10 protein-coding genes are annotated in these 16,188 nt (G+C 60.7%); 5 read left to right on the top strand and 5 right to left on the bottom strand.

All coding sequences use genetic code 11. The features are described from left to right. Positions 1-416 precede the first annotated feature (416 nt). Both ACX80D_RS10090 and ACX80D_RS10085 read right to left on the bottom strand, forming a co-directional pair. On the bottom strand, positions 417-1,448 hold the full coding sequence (locus ACX80D_RS10090) for a LacI family DNA-binding transcriptional regulator (RefSeq protein WP_459322531.1): 1,032 nt from the start codon (positions 1,446-1,448) through the stop codon (positions 417-419). A 23-nt stretch (positions 1,449-1,471) separates the two neighbouring features. Then, on the bottom strand, positions 1,472-3,256 hold the full coding sequence (locus ACX80D_RS10085) for a glycoside hydrolase family 13 protein (protein WP_459322529.1): 1,785 nt from the start codon (positions 3,254-3,256) through the stop codon (positions 1,472-1,474). A 311-nt stretch (positions 3,257-3,567) separates the two neighbouring features. Here ACX80D_RS10085 and ACX80D_RS10080 point away from each other — a divergent pair, with 311 nt between their 5' ends. The 5 genes from ACX80D_RS10080 (at position 3,568) to ACX80D_RS10060 (ending at position 11,588) form a co-directional block, all read left to right on the top strand. Beyond that, a complete protein-coding gene (locus ACX80D_RS10080; protein WP_459322528.1) occupies positions 3,568-4,866 on the top strand; it encodes a sugar ABC transporter substrate-binding protein in 1,299 nt (432 codons plus the stop codon). A gap of 138 nt (positions 4,867-5,004) precedes the next feature. Then, positions 5,005-6,672, top strand: coding sequence for an ABC transporter permease subunit (locus ACX80D_RS10075; RefSeq protein ID WP_459322530.1), 1,668 nt, complete (start codon positions 5,005-5,007; stop codon positions 6,670-6,672). After that, the gene (locus ACX80D_RS10070) at positions 6,669-7,595 is read left to right on the top strand and encodes a sugar ABC transporter permease (RefSeq protein ID WP_459322527.1); all 927 of its coding nucleotides are present in this window, start codon (positions 6,669-6,671) and stop codon (positions 7,593-7,595) included. The genes ACX80D_RS10075 and ACX80D_RS10070 overlap by 4 nt, the downstream gene beginning before the upstream one ends. 2 nt (positions 7,596-7,597) lie before the next feature. After that, positions 7,598-9,475, top strand: a complete 1,878-nt coding sequence (locus ACX80D_RS10065; RefSeq protein ID WP_459322526.1) for a glycoside hydrolase family 13 protein — start codon at positions 7,598-7,600, stop codon at positions 9,473-9,475. Between the two features lie 703 nt (positions 9,476-10,178). After that, positions 10,179-11,588: an FAD-binding oxidoreductase gene (locus ACX80D_RS10060; RefSeq protein ID WP_459322525.1), complete on the top strand. Its 1,410-nt coding sequence runs from the start codon at positions 10,179-10,181 to the stop codon at positions 11,586-11,588. Positions 11,589-11,822: 234 nt separating this feature from the next. On the opposite strand, the gene ACX80D_RS10055 is transcribed toward ACX80D_RS10060, so the two are convergent. From ACX80D_RS10055 to ACX80D_RS10045, 3 genes are all read right to left on the bottom strand, one after another. Further along, a complete protein-coding gene (locus ACX80D_RS10055) occupies positions 11,823-13,127 on the bottom strand; it encodes an MFS transporter (protein WP_459322524.1) in 1,305 nt (434 codons plus the stop codon). A gap of 376 nt (positions 13,128-13,503) precedes the next feature. Beyond that, the gene (locus ACX80D_RS10050) at positions 13,504-14,871 is read right to left on the bottom strand and encodes a DUF4032 domain-containing protein (protein WP_459322523.1); all 1,368 of its coding nucleotides are present in this window, start codon (positions 14,869-14,871) and stop codon (positions 13,504-13,506) included. A 90-nt stretch (positions 14,872-14,961) separates the two neighbouring features. Beyond that, positions 14,962-16,062, bottom strand: coding sequence for an ABC transporter ATP-binding protein (locus ACX80D_RS10045; RefSeq protein ID WP_459322522.1), 1,101 nt, complete (start codon positions 16,060-16,062; stop codon positions 14,962-14,964). Positions 16,063-16,188: the final 126 nt, after the last annotated feature.

The raw sequence follows: 16,188 nt of genomic DNA, 5'->3' as shown, positions 1-16,188 counted from the left end.
TAGGACACCGCCGGACAACCAGTAAGGGTAGAGGCCCCGCACACAGTGCGGGGCCTCCCCACATTAACAAACAAGTAACGGCCACCCACGCGGTGGCCACACCTGTTTAACCGGCTCTATTTCCGTCAGTCTTGTCCAGGCCAGCGCGGGCACACCAGCGCCGGTTAGTCGCCAGCATATGCGTACAGCAAGGGCGGGTCAGAGGCTTCCTTCCGATCCAAATGCATTCAGCCGTGAGGAAAGGTCGTTCTGAGCGTCCTAAACAACTTTTCCTCACGGATGAACGCACAGGTACCCTGCTCACAGAGCACACTCCGGACGCGCGCCCGGACCCACGCCCCGACACACGTATCCACGCACGCCTCGACAGGAACGTTCATCAGCCATAGAACCGAGAGCACCTCGGCAGCGGGGAGCTATTCCGCTGGCGGCACAGCCGTACTGCTGCGCACTACCAGTTGGGTGGGGAATTCCTCTGCCACCGGCTCATAGGTAACAGCGGCATCCTGAGAGGACTGATCCAAACGCGCCAAAATACGGTGTGCTGCTAGAGCTCCCTGTTCCCGCGGTTTCTGATCGAAGGTGGTCAGTCCAAAGACTTGACCCAGCTCGTGCCCATCAATGCCGATCACCGAAAGTTCTTCGGGTACTCGCAACCCAAAGTCTCTCGCAGCAAGGATGGTGCCGATGGCCATTTCATCGGAAGCTGCGAAGACTGCAGTGGGCCGCATTAGGCCACCGCCTAACAGGGCGCGGGCGGTGGTGTAAGCGCCCTGGACGGTGAAGTCGGAGCTGCGCTGCCACGCCTCAGAGGTGGGCAGCTGAGCCTGTTCCATAGCAGTTTGGTATCCGCTGCGCCGAGTCCCGGGCAGTTTGAAGTCAGAATCGTACTCGTGATCGCCGCCAATGTGTGCGATCCGTGTGTGGCCCAGCCCGATCAGGTGCTCGGTAGCCCGCTTCGCCAACTCGAAGTCATCGACGCGAAGACTGTCGGCGCCGGGCAGCGGCCCGCCAATCCCCAAGACGGGACGGTGGATCGCCAGCAGCTGACTGACCTCAGACTCGGTGAGTTCCAGCGAAACGGCAATGACGGCGTCGAGCCTCTTTCGCAGCAGGAAGTCAGTGAGAATGGTGGCGCGGTGGCTCTCATTTTGGCTGGTGGTGTAGAGGGTGAGGTCGTAGCCGGCCTCGATGAGCACCTCGGAGGCGCCGTCGATCACGCTGGAATAGAACCAGCGGTTGACGCCGGGAACCACGATTCCAATGTTGTGGTTTCGGCCTGAGGCCAGGCTGGAGGCAGCATAAGACAATACGAAGCCAAGTTCCGCGGCCGCATCCTGGGCAAGTTTGCGACTCTTGGCGGAGACGCTCCCTTTGCCGCCCAAGGCGCGCGAAACCGTTGCGATGGACAGTCCGGAGAGTTCCGCAACCTCTTTGATGCCCGCCACTTTTTTGCCCTTCAGTTCTTGCGTCACAATTTCAGCCAGATAGCCTCGGACGATTCTAGTTCAGCGCTGTCGCCGAGGGCAGGCAGAGACCGCGCAATGACGATCCCAGCGGGCAATGACAGGGATTCGCTGCCGGTGTTGATGAGCACCAGCGTGCTTCCGTTCAGAAACGCCAGCGAATGTTCCGTGCAGTATTCCTCGGCCCACGCCAGCGAACCTGTGCCCAGATTCAGTTCGCGGCGCAGAGCAAGGGCCTTGCGGTACAACGCCAAGTGCGACGCCGGATCGTTGGCCTGGGCATCGCGCGCGTAGTCTGACCAATCCAAGGGTTGGGGGAGCCACGGGGCGGCTGGGGCGGCGCCGTCGCTGAATCCGGCAGACGGGCTCTCTGTCCGCCAGGGGAGCGGTACTCGGCAGCCGTCGCGGCCGATGCGCTCACCGCCGGTGCGGATGAACGTGGGATCTTGGCGAGCCTCATCCGGCAGTGTCGTGTGGTCTGGGAGGCCCAGCTCTTCGCCTTGGTAGAGGTAGCACGCGCCTGGAAGCGCCAACATGAAGAGGGAAGCGGCAGCCGCACGTTGGCGGCCAAGTGCGAGGTTGGGCTGTTCATCACCGGCGCCTATGCCATCGCCATCGCGAGGGCTACCGCCGTCGTACCCGAAGCGGGTAGCGTGACGCACCACGTCATGGTTGGAGAGGACCCACGTGCTGGGTGCGCCAACGGCGTCGAAGGCGCGCAGGGAGTCCTCAACCACGGTGCGCAGGGCGGGCGCGGAGAATCCGGTGCCGAGGTAGGGGAAGTTGAAGGCCTGGTGCATCTGGTCGGGGCGCACCCAATCGGCCATGCGCTCCAGCGGGTCCACGTTGGCCTCGGCGCACAGGATGCGCTCCGGACCGTACTCGGCGAGGACCTCGCGCCAGCGGCGGTAGATATCGTGCAGGGCTGGCTGGCCGAACATGGGTGCGAGGTGGCCGGGGAAGTCTTCGATGCTGCCGCCCCAGGCTGTGCCGCCCCAGTCAGGTAAGCCGTCGGCTTTGACGAGGGCGTGGGCTACGTCCACGCGGAAGCCGTACACGCCGCGGTCGAGCCAGAAACGCAGGGTTTCTTCGAATTCCGCCTGGACGGTGGTGTTGTCCCAGTTGAAGTCGGGCTGGGTGGAATCGAAGAGGTGCAAGAACCACTGGCCTGGCTCGCCGGTGGACCCATCGACGCGGGTCCAGGCCGGGCCGCCAAAGTGTGACTGCCAGTTGTTCGGTGGCAGGGCCCCGTCGGGTCCCTTACCCTCGCGGAAGATGAACACATCCCGTTCCGGGCTGCCGGGGGCTGCGGCAAGGGCGGCCTGGAAGAGTTGGTGCTGATCAGAGCAGTGGTTGGGGACCAGATCGATGATGACGCGCAGGTTTAGTGCGGTGGCTGTTTCCACCATGTGGTCGAAGTCTGCCAGTGTGCCAAAGAGCGGATCCACTTGGCGGTAGTCCGAAACGTCGTAGCCGGCGTCGCGCTGCGGTGAGCTGAAGAACGGTGAGAGCCAGACGGCGTCCACGCCCAACTGTGCCAGCTGGCCCAATTCCAGGGTGATGCCTGCCAAGTCGCCTACGCCGTCGCCGTTGCTGTCGCGGAAGGACCGCGGGTAGATCTGGTAGATCACGGAGTCGGAGCTCCAGTGCGGTGCTTCCCCGGATGCACCCTGCGGTGTTGCCGCATGGATCGGTGTCAGCGCGCCAACGGGCACAGGACTAACGGACACAAGGTCAACGGGCACAGCGGCGGTCAGGGGAACACTGGAAGCTAACGAGGTGGCAGACATGGGTACAACCTTAGAGAGTTATCGCAAAATTGTAAACGTTCTCAAAACTGTTACGACTGTCTGTGTGGTGGCCAATGAGCAGCCAAATATGCCTAAGTTGCGGGAACTATAGCGTGTTGGTCTGTGGGTCAAGTAGTGCCAAGAAGGGTGTGGGATCGAGAAAAATGGAAAATGGGTTGCCCTGGGACTATCTTTTTGGAACCGTTTTCATGTATCTTTGAGAATGCTTACCTTCTGTGAGGTAGGCCACTAACGTGATTTTTGCCCGCAAACGCCTCCACAGGAGTGCTGGGCTCAAGAAAGGGACACCAATGAAGTTGCCAAATACAAGTGCCAACCCCGTCAGTCGTCGCGTCTTTGCCGTTGGCGCGTTGTCGGCAGTGGGCGCACTCGCGCTCAGTGCCTGCGGCGGCGATACCAAGCCCACCACCTCCGCATCGTCCACCACCTCGGATTTGGCGGCTGGCGGAGCCACCACCATCACCATGTGGGTTGACGCTGAACGCTCACCGGCGCTGAAGGACATTGCCGCAAAGTTCAAGGCCGATACCGGCATTGAAGTAAAGCTCGTCATCAAGGACTTCGCCGCAGTACGCGATGACTTCATCACCCAGGTTCCCACCGGCAAGGGCCCGGATTTGATTGTTGGCCCGCATGACTGGGTAGGCAAGTTCGTCCAGAACGGTGTGATCGCACCCGTTGAGCTCGGCGATAAGACCTCCGCGTTCTCCAAAACCTCCATCAAGGCCATGACCTTCAACGGCTCCACGTACGGTGTCCCGTACTCAGTAGAAAACATTGCTTTGCTGCGCAACACGGACTTGCTGCCGGCCGCCGTCACCACCTTCGACGAGGTCATCGCCGCAGGTAAGGGTGTTGTCGATTCCGGCAAGGCCCAGTACGCGTTCCTGGTGGGTCTGGATCCCAAGCAGGGCGATCCCTACCACCTCTACCCGCTACAGACCTCCATGGGTTCGGCCGTCTTCGGCCTGGACGCCGATGGTGGTTACGATCCCAAGCAGCTCATCCTCGGTGAGCCGGCCGGCGTCGAATTTGCCAAGAAGCTCGTGGAGTGGGGAGATACCGGTTCCAAGGTACTCAACTCCAACATCACCGGCGACATTGCCAAGGAAGAGTTCAAGAACGGCAAGAGCCCGTACTTCCTCACCGGCCCGTGGAATGTCCCGGATCTGCAGAAGGCCGGCATCAAGGTCGCCGTTGACCCGCTGCCCACCGCAGGAGACAAGCCCGCGCAGCCGTTCGTCGGCGTCAACGGCTTCTTCATCAGCGCCAAGAGCGCCAACGCCCTGGCCACCACCGAGTTCGTCACCAACTACCTGACCACAGAGGCCGCCCAGGACTCCATGTTCACGGCTGGTGGGCGTCCTCCGGCGTTGACCGCGTCCTTCGAAAAGGCTTCCTCGGATCCCATCGTTGCGGGCTTCGGCAAGATTGGCGTCAACGGCGTTCCCATGCCCGCAATCCCCGAAATGGATGCCGTCTGGAACGACTGGGGCGCCACCGAGCTCGACATGATCAAGGGCAAGGGTGATCCGGCCACTGACTGGCCCAAGATGGCTGCCACCATCAAGTCCAAGATCGGCGCGTAAGCGCACGTTCGAGTAAGACCTGCACCGCCAGTAATACCTGTAAGACCAGTAAGTAGAGGTGCGTGGGGCCCGGCCACACGGCTGGGCGCCACGCACCGTATCGTCGCCTGTGAAGCACTGCAAGAGGATAACCACGTGATGCGAGTTCCAGAATCCACCAACGACGCCGGACCCGCACCACGGGTGAAAAGCGGCACCAATTCTCCCGATGGCCCTGCAACGAAGCACGGCTCAGGCAAGCCGGGTCCGCCCAAGAGGAGCCACGGCATGGAATCGCTGAAATCCACCATGGTCAAGGTGGTGTTGTTGGGTTTGGTGGATGCCTTTGCGGTATTCGTGATGATCACTCTGTTCCTCAGTGCCTCTTGGACCATCTTGGTCATCGCGGCCGCAGTGACGTTGCTGATCAACTGGATTTATCTGCGCAAGGGCGGCCTGCCCGCTAAATACTTGGCCCCGGGCGTGTTCTTCCTGGTGGTTTTCCAAGTGTTCGTGGTGCTGTATTCGGGCTATATCGCGTTCACCAACTACGGCGACGGACACAACAGCACCAAAGAAGATGCCATCTCGGCCATCCAGATCACGGCACAAAAGCGTGTTGCGGATTCCCTCTCTTTTAAAACATCTGTACTAAAACAGAACGATGAGCTGTTCCTGCTCTTCACCAACCCCGACGGCACCGTTACCATGGGTTCCTCCACCCGGCCCCTGTCCACGGTCACCGATGCAACGCTCGATGGCACCGGCAAGGCCGTATCCGTTCCCGGTTATGACACCCTGAACTTCGCCCAAATCGTGGCCAACCAGAACGACATTCTGAGCATCTCCGTCCCCGTCTCCGAGGACGCCGCCCAAGGCAGCCTGCGCACAGCCGATGGCAGCACAGCGTACGCGTTCAAGCCCAGCATGGTCTTCGACAAAGCCACCGACACGTTCACCGACGTAGAAACCGGCACCACCTTCACCGATAACGGCGAGGGCGCCTTTGCCTCCGCAGACGGCGAACGGCTGGCTACCGGTTGGAAGATCAACGTGGGCTTCGACAACTTTGTCCGGGCCTTCACCGATCCCAATCTGCGCGCCCCGCTGCTGAACGTGATCGCCTGGACGTTCACCTTCGCCATCGCCTCCGTGATCCTGACGTTCGGCCTGGGGCTGTTCTTGGCCATCACCTTCAACCGGGAAGATCTGCGCGGGAAGAAGATCTACCGGGTGCTGATGATCCTGCCATACGCGTTCCCCGCGTTCCTTTCAGGCCTGGTGTGGTCCGGTATTCTCAATCCGCAATTCGGCTGGCTGAACCAAACGTTGCTAGGCGGGGCAGAGATCGGCTGGCTCACGGACCCAATTCTGGCGAAGATCAGCGTCCTGGTGGTGAACCTCTGGCTCGGTTTCCCGTATATGTTCCTGGTCTGCACCGGCGCCCTGCAATCGCTGCCCGCAGAGCTGGATGAGGCGGCCCGCATGGACGGTGCCGGAGCTTGGCGCGTGTTCCGCTCCATCAAGTTGCCGCTCCTGCTAGTCTCCATTGCACCGTTGCTGATTGCCTCCTTCGCGTTCAACTTCAACAACTTCAACGTCATCTATATGCTGACCGGCGGCGGGCCTCGCTTCGAGGACACCACCCGTGACATCGGCTCCACGGACATCCTGATCACCCTCGTGTACAAGGTGGCGTTCGGGCAGGGAACGGGGCGCGATTACGGCCTGGCCAGCGCCTTGGCCATTGTCATCTTCATCATTGTCGCCACCGTTTCCGCCGTGAGCTTCAAGCAGACCAAAGCACTTGAGGAAGTGAACCGATGACCACCACCACCGTTCCCGTTCGGCCCACACCAGAGACCGCCCCCGATCTCCTTGCCGTGAAGCGGCGCCCCTTCGGCGTCTGGTTCAAGGACAAGGGTTGGCGCCATCTGGTGGGCGTAGTGGTCACCCTGTTCGCCATCTTCCCGTTGCTCTACGTACTCTCGGCAGCCTTGAACTCCAACGGCACACTGGCGGGCACCAAGGGCCTGTTCACGAAGGTCGATATTGGCAACTTCGTCAACCTCTTCAACGATCCGGCCCGCCCGTTCGGCCGCTGGTTCATCAACACCCTGGTCATTGGCGTTGTCACCTCCGCGGCCACCGTGTTCCTGGGCGCCATGGCGGCTTACGCGTTCTCCCGCATGCGCTTCAAAGGCCGCCGCATGGGCCTCCTTTCGCTGCTCCTTCTGCAGATGTTCCCGCAGCTGCTGGCCGTCGTCGCAATTTTCTTGTTGCTCAGTGGCATCTCCGACGTCATCCCCTCGCTGGGTCTGGGCAGTCAGCTGGGCCTGATCATGGTCTACCTCGGCGGCGCGCTGGGCGTAAACACGTACCTCATGTACGGCTTCTTCAACACGATCCCGCAGGAGCTCGATGAGGCGGCCAAGATCGACGGCGCCTCCCACGTGCAGATCTTCTTCGGCATCATTTTGCGCTTGGTCACCCCCATCCTGGCCGTGGTGGCGCTGCTCTCCTTCATCAGCATCTCCAGCGAATTTGTGATTGCCTCCGTGGTGCTGACGGATCCGGATTCGCAGACGCTCGCCGTGGGCCTCTATTCCTTCGTAGCTGACACCCGGTCCAAAAACTGGGGCATCTTCTCGGCAGGAGCGGTTTTGGCCGCAGTGCCTGTCATGGCGCTGTTCCTGTTCTTGCAACGGTACATTGTGAGTGGCTTGGTTCAAGGTGGAGTAAAGGGGTAAATATGGCAGGCAATCAACCGCACCACGATGGTTCGGCTCTCTATGTGCAAGGTTCGACGCCGGAACTTGGCGAACGCGTGAGGCTGCGGTTGCGTGTTCCGCAAGACTGGGGCATCGCCACCCGTGTGTGGGTGCGTAGCGTTCAAGACGCCGAGCCGCGCTATGACGAAGCCACTGTGGTGGGGGATGCGGTTTCCGCTGACGATGGGTGGGTCTGGTGGGAAGCCACCATGGCGCATGTGAACCCTGTGGCGCTGTACCGCTTTGTCATTGAGACGGCTGGTACGCAGGAAGATGGTCCCAGCTATTCGTTCCTGAACAATGCAGGACTGCACAACCGGGACACGTCCGATTACAACGATTTCCGGGTGACCACGGCCAAGGCTGCTCCGGCGTGGTCGCACGATGCGGTCATGTACCAAGTGTTCCCGGACCGTTTTGCCCGCTCCGCGGCAGCTGCCGGGCGGCCCACTCCTGAGTGGGGTGTTGCTTGCGATTGGGACACTCCCGTTCAGGGCGACGGTCCGTATGTGGCCCGGCAGTTCTATGGTGGCGACCTAGATGGCGTCACCGAAAAGCTCGATGAGCTGCAAGCGTTGGGCGCGGACATTGTTTACCTGACTCCGTTCTTCCCCGGGCGTTCCAACCACCGCTATGACGCCTCGACGTTCATGTCCGTGGATCCGTTGCTGGGCGGGGATGAGGCCCTGATTCGTCTGGTCGAAGCAGCCCATGCCCGTGGCATGAAGGTCATGGGGGATCTGACCTCCAATCACACCGGCGACGCTCACGAATGGTTCATGCGCGCCCAAGCTGATCCGAACAGCGTGGAAGCGGGCTTTTACTACTTCAACGAGGACCGCACCGAGTATGAATCCTGGTGGGGCGTGCCGTCTTTGCCCAAGCTGAACTGGGCCTCGCCGGCGTTGCGCGAAGTGTTTGTTACGGGCGAGGATTCCGTGGTGGCTCATTGGCTCAAGGCTCCGTTCAACCTGGATGGCTGGCGCATTGACGTCGGTAATATGACCGGGCGCTGGGGTGCGCAGAACATTAACAAAGAAGTGGCTGCCCTCATCCAGGACCGCATTCTGGAGATCAACCCCAACGCGCTGCTGCTCGGTGAGGAAACCAGCGACGCTGGCGCCGACGTGGATGGTTTTGGCTGGCAAGGCGCCATGACCTACTCCAATTTCACCCGCCCCCTCTGGCAATGGCTGGGCAACCCGGCCGCGCGCGTTGACTTTTTCGGCACCCCGCTGGCGGGCCCGCCCAAGGTGGCGGCCGACGTCGTACTTGAAACCCATAAAGACCTTTCCAGTGCGTTCTCGTGGCCTGTGCGTAAGGCGACCATGAACGCGCTGAATACCCATGACACGGCGCGGGCGGCGAGCGTCATGATGCCGGGCGGGCCCCTGGTTGCCGCCGCGTTGTCCATGCTGGTGCCCGGCATTGCGGTGGTTTTTGCTGGCGATGAGTTTGGTTTGGAGGGGTGGAATGGTGAGGCCTCGCGCACGCCCATCCCGTGGGATTCCCCTGAGCGGGTGGTCACGGATCTGCGTGCCGCGTACGCCGCGCTGACCGAGTTGCGGCATACCAGCCCGGCGGTGGCTGACGGTGGGATGCGGTGGTTGATGGCCGACGGCGATGTGCTGGCCTTTGTGCGCGAGTCTGCGGAGGAGTCGTTGCTGGTGCTGGCCACGCGCGCTCCGGCGCTGTTCCCAGTGGCGGAGTTGGGTCTTTCTACTGCTGATGCGCAGGCATTGGCGTTGGCGCCTGCGTTTGCCACGGCGGAGTTCGGCGTGACGGAGGAGAAGCTGCAGCTTGATGGGCCGGGTGCTTTTGTATGGCGGCTGGCCGGAGTCATGGTTCCCCAGTCATAGCGCCGGAGGCCTCAGGCTTGGGACCTTGGGATGTGAAGCCCTTGGGGTTGGAGTTGGGGCCGGGACTGGGGCTGGGGCTGGAGGATTTGGGCGAGCCATCCTATTCACGAAGCAGATCTCCGCAACGCTCAGTTGCAGTGTGTCCGTGAGTAAATGCATTGCGGCGCGCACGTATTTCTCGTCTAGGTTGTTCGTCAAGAGACGCCGGAGCAGTTCTTCTGAGATCTCCAAGCGCAGGATGTGTATGTGTCTCAGGAACCGATCTAGGACCCTAAGGAGATGCAGGTGCTCCTTGACTGAAAGGTTTTTCAATTCCGCTCTGGCGAACTCTGCAAGGAGGTCGGGTTGGGTGGGAAGCGTAGACGTAACGCGTAGCAGTTCCTGAAATTCCTTGGTGGGCGGAAACGAAAAATGGGTCACATCAAAAAGTTGACACAGACGTTCAAAACCCAGCGTGGCCGTTGAATCGGACGGCGGTTCACGTGACCCGCCGGGGGTGCTCTTTGTGCCATCTGTGCTGTCCATAGTTCGACTGTAGGGCGTGAATCAGCCCCGCAACAGTGGCAGCTGCCGCAACGTCGATGGCATAGCGTTCGGCACCTGTTGTGGAGGAACTCCCATGATGGAGTCCTGCCCGCCCACGATGGCTTGCGCCCTATCTCATAGACTACAAACAGCATCTGAGGGAAGGGCTTAGTGGGACATGGCTGAACAGAATATTGGGCTGAACGCGGAGTTCGTGGCGCTCTTGAGGCAGGATTTGCGCACGGATCAGATCAGTGTGGCCGCTGCTGATCTGCAGAACTTTGCCATCGATCAGGGCCCTGTCACCGACTATCAACTGCCGCTGGCGGTGTTGTGGGTGGAGAACGTTGAACAGGTCCAAGCCGTGGTGCGGGCGGCTGCTACTTTCGGGGTTCCCCTGGTGACGCGCGGTGCCGGAACTGGGGTATCGGGCGGAGCGCATGCTACAGCCGGGTGCGCGATCCTTAATTTAACACGCATGAACCAAATCCTCGAGATCAACCCAGAAGACGAAATTGCTCGTGTAGAACCCGGTGTCATCAATGGAGATCTCAACGACGTCGTGGCTACTCACGGGCTGATGTTTGCGCCAGATCCGGCCAGCTTCAAGATCTCTACCATTGGCGGCAACATTGCCACGAATGCCGGCGGCCTGCGCTGCGCCAAATACGGAGTCACGCGCGATGCCGTGCTGGCACTGGATGTGGTGCTGGCCGACGCGTCTCTCATCCATACGGGGCACCGGACGTTCAAAGGCGTTGCCGGTTATGACCTGACCAGCCTGTTCGTTGGTTCCGAGGGGACGTTGGGTATTGTTGTTGGGGCAACGCTCAGGCTGAAATACCTGCCCGCGATTGTGCGCACGGTGGCTGTGTTCTTCCCGTCGGTGCAGCAGGCAGCCGCTGGGGTGTTGGCTCTCGGCGCGGCCAGGGTTCAGCCGTGCATCTTGGAACTGCTGGATGGGCCATCACTTAAGGAGTTGGACTTCCGTAACGGCAGTAATCTCTCGTCGCGGGGTACGGCGTTGCTGTTGATCCAGTTCGACGGGTTGGCGGCAGAAGCGGAAGAGGCCGTGGCCGCCGTCGAACTTAAAAAGGTGGGTGGCACAGTTAATAGGGAGGATCCGGCGGAGGCGCAGCGTTTGGTGGAGCTGCGCCGCAATAATCGTGGGTTGGATGTGGACGCTGAGAATCGCGTGGGGGAGGACGTTGCGGTGCCGCGCTCGCAGCTGGTGCATTACATTACGGCGCTGGAGGAGATGGCGCGCCGGCATCAGGTGAATCTTCACGTCATTGCTCACGCTGGTGACGGGAATCTGCATCCCACGTTCTCGGTGCCGGGCTTTGAACCGGATGGCATTGCTGCCTTGAATGCGGCGCTGGATGAGTCCATTGACAAGGCGCTGGAGCTGGGTGGGACCATCACGGGCGAACACGGGGTTGGGCAGTACAAGCTGCGCTGGCTGCCCCTCGAGCAGGCCGAAGAGGTGCTGGAATTGCAGCGCCGGGTTAAGACGTTGTTCGATCCGGCCGGAATCCTGAATCCAGGCAAAGCCATCCCGCCTCACCGTCAGCAGTCCACCCCTTGACGCTAGGGCAGCAATGGCTACGTTCTCCCGGACGCTAGTGCAGCAATGGCGGGATATTCTCGGACGCTAGTGCGGCCGGGGCTGCATTCAGGCCTCGCCCACGGTCCACCAGAAGGTCTACCGGAAAGCACTTTGGGTGGCCCTGACTATTCTCAGGGCCACCCATTATTCGTTGTTCAGTCTGGCGACGCGTGCACCAGCTTTTCCAGTGCAACTAGATTCTCCGCTAATTGATCAGGCGTTGACGCTTTCGCGGGTCTCGACAATCTGTCCGTAGCGTTCAATCTCGATTTCCTCGAGCGACTTGCCCTGCGTTGCAGGAGCAAACATGACGCCCACTACAGCGGCGACGAGCAGCAAGCCGATCATGAGCAGCCCCAGCGGGACGAATCCGACGGTGATGAGCATGGTCGGGAAGAAGAAGCTCAGAATACCTGTGGCCGTGCGGGCCGCAAAGAACAGGATGCCCTGGGCGCCGGCGCGGTACCGGGTAGCGAAGAGTTCGCTGGCCCACAGACCGTAGAAAGCTTGGGCTCCGATACCTGCAGAAACGCCCCACATGACCACGAAGGCTCCCAGTACTACGGGGATCGGGGGAGCGAATACCAGCAGGAGCCAAGCAGCAATACCCAGGCCCGCGCCAATTCCATAAAGCAGACGACGGCTGTATTTGTCAGCGAGGCGCATGAAGCCGAAGTACGTTGCCAGGGCGGTGCAACTCCACAGGACAACCTGCAGCAAGTTGGCTTGAATGGCGTCGAGTCCCCCGATGGATTCATAGATGCGAGGCATGAAGATGCCCATGGCGCCGGCAACGGTGTTCCAGAACGCGTACACGCAGAAGAGGAACAACATGGCTTTGAGGTTGGTCCGGTTGGTAAACAGATCGGCGTAGTTGATCTTGCGACGAGGAGTGCGGCTGGTGCCCTTTGACTCCTTGGCTTCCTGCGTCCACAATTTCGACTCGGACAGACCCTGCCGCAGATACCAGGTGACAAGAGCGACGACGAACAGGTGGATGAAGATGAGCCTGCTCCCCATCAGGCCCATGGGCCCCACAAGTACGGCAAGTGCGAAACCAACTACCGGACCGATGGACCAGGCGAGCTGTGCAGTCCCAACATGGGCTGCGCGCTTATCGGCCGGGGCTTCTTCAGCGATGTAGGTCCATGACGCAGGAACGCCGGCGCCGACGGCGATGCCGGTGAGAACGAAAGCTACCAGAAGCATCCAGAAATTACCGGCAAACGCTGCCAGCAGGACACCCACCATGTACAGCATGAGATCGTAGGTGTAAATGAATTTGCGTCCAAGCCTGTCGCACAGCGGACCGCCTATGGCCGCGCCAATGGCTGCACCGAATGCGTTGGCACTCAGGGCTGCCAGCAGTCCAGTCAGGTAATTGTCAATGCCGAGATAATCCTGCCAGAGCGTCAGACTCGTTGCGATGGCAATAATGGAGCCTGCTTCGATGTAGTTGGACATGGCCACAGCAACGGTGGCCTTCCAACCTTTTGTAACTTTACTTCCTAAACGCACGTCTTCGTGTCTCCGTGATTCTGTGATCTGAACTTACTGAATCGATTCAATACAGTGACACATTACATACTAAGGTGTGATCGTCGCAACTTTGCCCGTGGGTAGGGGCGTGTGTCTAGGGCTTTGGTTGGCTCTGTTTGCGCAGCAGATCGCCAGAAGTGAGCGATGGCTGCCGGAAACACGCCATCTGCCGTACGTGAGGGAGAACCGCAAGGTGGAGCAGGGAGGCTAGGGGGCGATTGGCGCTAACGCTAGGGCAGCCATAAGGCGACGCTAGGGCAGAATTGCTGCCCTAGCGTCGCCTAGGAAGTGACCATTGCTGCGCTAGCGTCGTGAAAAAAGTGACCATTGCTGCGCTAGCGTCCGGAAGGTGGGGTTAGTCTTCGAAGGCCGCGTCGGGGAGGACTCCGCCTTCTAGCATTTTGATGGTGGCCGTGTCGGTGCTGAGCATGATGGCGTCTTCGTCGCGGCGGAAGCGCAGGTGGCCATCCACGTACGACTGCACGGCCTCGGCCAACGGGATATTGCGGTCCTCATCCTGAGAGCGCAGCCAACGGTGCTCGAGCACCTCGTGAACCACCTGAGCCGGTTCCAATTTTCCAGCCAGCTCGCGCGGGATGGAGCGGACTATGGGTTCAAAGATGGAGCTGACCCATTCGTGCGCGCTGATCTCCTCGTCCTTGGCGGGGGAGACATCGTTGCGGAAGGAGTCCATGTCATTGAGCAGCCGCCGGGCCTGGTTTTCCTGGGCGTCAATACCGGTGAGGCGGAGCATGCGGCGCTGGTGGTGTCCGGCGTCGACCACTTTGGGTTGAAGCTGGATAGTGGAGCCATCCGCGGTGGTCTTGATGGCGTATTCTTCCACATCAAAGCCCAACTCGTTCAGGCGTCGGATGCGGGCGCCCACGCGCCAGCGGTCTTCCAGCTCAAACGATTCCTTCTCTGTCAGCTCGGCCCAGAGGCGGCGGTAGCTGTCCATGATGAGCTCGCTGGTGGCCACGGGGTCCACCTTTTCCTCAATGAGCCCGCCTTCGAGGAGGTCCATGAGTTCGCCGGCAATGTTGACGCGGGCAATTTCCAGATCGTATTCGCGCTGGCCCGTGGACAGGTCCGGGTAAAGCTCGCCGGTTTCGGCATCCACCAGGTAGGCGGCAAAAGCGCCGGCGTCGCGGCGGAAGAGGGTGTTGGAGAGGGAGACATCGCCCCAATAGAAACCCACCAGGTGCAAGCGCACCAGCAGTAGTGCTTGGGCATCAATGAGACGGGTCAGGGTATCGCGGCGCAGCTTCTGAGAGAACAAAGCGCGGTAGGGCAAGGAGAACTTCAGGTGCCGAGTGACCAGCACCGGATCCAGCGGAGCACCGCTGGGGGTGGTGCGGCCGCTGATGACGGCTACCGGCTCCACGCAGGGCACATCCAGCCGGGCCAGCTTGCGCAGCATGTGATATTCGTGCCGGGCCACGTGCTCTGAGGTTTCCTTGATGGCAATGACCGAGCCGTCCAGGTGGGCGAAGCGGACAACGTGCCGGGAGATACCGCGGGGGAGGGCTGCCAAGTTTTCGGCCGGCCACTCTTCCAAACGGATGTGCCAGGGCAGGTCCAACAGGCCGGGATCGGCGCTGGCGGCGGTGATGTTCAGCGAGCCCAGCACCGGTGCTGGCGGCGCACTTTTGCGGGGCAGCTTGCCGCGCTGCTCAAAGTCTGTGGGCTCATTGTTCCACTTGGCGCCTGGTTGTTCAGTCATGATCTAAATTCTCTCTTAAAAGGTGAAGCGCGGTTGCCTGCTGGAAAATCCAACAAGCAACCGCGCCGCAAAACTACTAGTCGAAAACTACTAGTCGCGCGAGATGGCCTTGTCGCCCAAGCGGGCGCCGGAGGTGGCATCGAAGAGGTGCACGTGGCCAACCTGGGGGCGGACGTGGATGGTGTCGCCCTTCATCGGTGGGCGGCGACCGTCGACACGGACAACCATGTCGCGCTCTGCACCGTCGATGATGGCGTGACCGTACACGTAAGCGTCGGCACCCAACTCTTCAACGACGTCGGCCTCTACAGCCAAGCCTTCGCCGTTGCCGACAATCTCGAGGTCTTCGGGACGGACGCCCACGGTGACCGTGTTGCCTGCGGCTTCGCCGAGGACAGCGCTGGGTACGGGGTAAATTGATCCACCGAACTTCACGCCGCCATCAACAACGGGCAGTTCCAGCAAGTTCATGGCAGGGGAGCCAATGAAACCAGCTACGAACACGTTCTGCGGGGCATCATAGAGGTTGCGTGGGGTGTCAACCTGCATGAGGAGGCCGTCCTTGAGGACTGCAACGCGGTCACCCATGGTCATGGCCTCAACCTGATCGTGCGTCACGTAAACAGTGGTGACGCCCAAACGGCGGGTCAAGGAAGCAATCTGCGTACGCGTCTGCACACGCAGCTTGGCATCCAAGTTGGAGAGGGGCTCATCCATGAGGAACACCTGCGGGTTACGCACAATGGCGCGACCCATGGCGACACGCTGACGCTGACCACCGGAGAGTGCCTTGGGCTTGCGGTCCAGGTACGCCTCGAGGTCAAGAAGCTTTGCAGCTTCCAGAACACGCTTGGCGCGCTCTTCCTTGGAGATGCCGGCGATCTTCAGGGCGAAGCCCATGTTGTCAGCGACGGACATGTGCGGGTACAGCGCGTAGTTCTGGAAAACCATGGCGATGTCGCGGTCCTTCGGCGGAACGTCTGTGACGTCGCGGTCGCCGATCAGGATGCGGCCGGCGTTGACATCTTCCAGGCCAGCGAGCATGCGCAAGGAGGTGGACTTTCCGCAACCGGAAGGTCCAACGAGTACGAGGAATTCGCCATCGGCGATATCAATGTTGAGCTTGTCAACGGCGGGCTTGGTGGTGCCCGGGTAAATGCGTGTTGCGTTATCAAAAGTTACTGTAGCCACAGTGATAAGTCCCTTCATCGGCAGGTACGTGCCGAACGATCCTCAAGTGAATGGTTGATATTTCAGCAGGCCGAACGCCACGCAAGGCGGCGAATTAGTCTGACCTATGAAGTATGACACATTTCC

The sequence above is a fragment of the Arthrobacter sp. Sr24 genome (assembly GCF_054511175.1).
Note: the sequence above shows the minus strand (reverse complement) of the source record. Positions and strands in the feature narration are given on the sequence as shown.